Source organism: Methylobacterium nigriterrae (assembly GCF_037106235.1).
Taxonomy (GTDB): Bacteria; Pseudomonadota; Alphaproteobacteria; order Rhizobiales; family Beijerinckiaceae; genus Methylobacterium; species Methylobacterium nigriterrae.
In genome coordinates, this window is the sequence record NZ_JBAWTG010000363.1 from 1 (window position 1) to 1406 (window position 1406).

Genomic DNA, 1406 nt, shown 5'->3' on the forward strand with positions numbered 1-1406 from the left:
AACTCCGGCGTGAACGTTCGTTTCGTTGTCCCCATCAGACACCTTCCAGCCCCCATGGGAGCGTAGCAGAGGTGTCCACTCATTCAGAGGAGGATCACTGGCTCCTGAAGCGCAGCCACCGCCCGGACAGCCATGCGCGGTCGTTCAGCCGCCTGCCGGATCGCGCGCGTTAGCAGCGCCGGCAGATCATCAGCCCGCTCGAGCTCGTTCCACGAGACTGTAGCGGTGCGGCTGCAAATTGCATCGGCTGCTACGGCCGTCAGCCCCAGCGTGGTCAGGCGGAGTTCGACCACAACGCTCGTCTGCTGTCGCACTTCTTGAGCGAAGTTCCAGGCAGCCTGCAGCAACCGCGCGCACTCTTCCCGTCCCATGTCCCTGCTCATCTCAACGCGTCCCCGTTACGCTCAGCTTAAGCAGGTGCGGACGGCGGCGCAGTGACCGAGCAACCACAGCAGCGTGCGGCCCGGCTTGTATGGCTGGGTGGCGACAGCTGACGCAGCACGGGGCGAACCAGTACCCGAGAACTCGAAACAGTTTCGACCCCTCACCGCAGCGGTTCGCCGTGGCGACTGCTGCCGCCATCGGCAAGCGCGAGCGCGTCGTGCATCTCGACGTGCAGCGCCGTACGGAGGATGCTCGGGGCCAAAAATAAAGCCTCCGGAGGGTCCGTGTGCACGATCCGAACTGGGGCCTTAAGAACACTTCGGCGTGCAAGCCGTGGTTCCTGACGAAGTGAGCCTATCCCTGGCTCGATGCCGCGTCGAGGCTCGTTATCTCCCCAAGAACCTGCAGGCCTGCCGGTTGCCGCTAAGCTGCTGAGGACTCACCCCTTCCACCAACCGAAGTGATCCGCCCCCACGGGGGTGGCCCGCTCTTTGGTATGACTTTTGAGCCTGGAGGACGGACGAGATGGCGAAGCGACCTTAGCCTGAGGAGATCGTTGCCAAGCTGCGGCAGGCGGACGTGCTGATCTCACACCCGTGGGATATCTCGCCCGAGTACCGCCTGCGCACCGTAATGGCCTTCGGCCTCTGGTTCTTCGCGCTGATCGGCTTCTTCGGCTTGAACTCATGGATCGCAGTTCTCCTCAAGGAGAAGGCCTTCTCGATCGTGGGGTCGGTCGGCTTCGTGACGTTGATTACCATCGGCGGCATACCGGGCTTCTTCACGGCGGTCGTGATGCTCGAGAAGGTCGGCCGCAAGGCGACGACCGCGACCTTCCTCGTCTGCGCGGCCGGTGCCGCCTATGTCTACGGGAACGCCGCCGATCAGAGCTGGCTGTTCGTTGCCGGCTTCGTGATGCAGTTCTAGGAGCCCTCTCTGATTGGGGGCAGTGAGGCAAGCTACTCCTGATCCTCATCGGTCCCGGATGTATCGCTCCCGCAGGTCACGCGCTTCTCTTCGCG

2 protein-coding genes are annotated in these 1406 nt (G+C 63.4%); one reads left to right on the forward strand and one right to left on the reverse strand.

Annotated elements, in window-relative coordinates; translation table 11 throughout:
- Positions 1 to 83: 83 nt before the first annotated feature.
- Positions 84 to 383: a hypothetical protein gene (locus WDW90_RS37080; RefSeq protein WP_336492718.1), complete on the reverse strand. Its 300-nt coding sequence runs from the start codon at positions 381 to 383 to the stop codon at positions 84 to 86.
- A gap of 580 nt (positions 384 to 963) precedes the next feature.
- Here WDW90_RS37080 and WDW90_RS37085 point away from each other — a divergent pair.
- A complete protein-coding gene (locus WDW90_RS37085) occupies positions 964 to 1311 on the forward strand; it encodes an MFS transporter (protein ID WP_336492719.1) in 348 nt (115 codons plus the stop codon).
- The last annotated feature ends 95 nt before the right edge of the window (positions 1312 to 1406 follow it).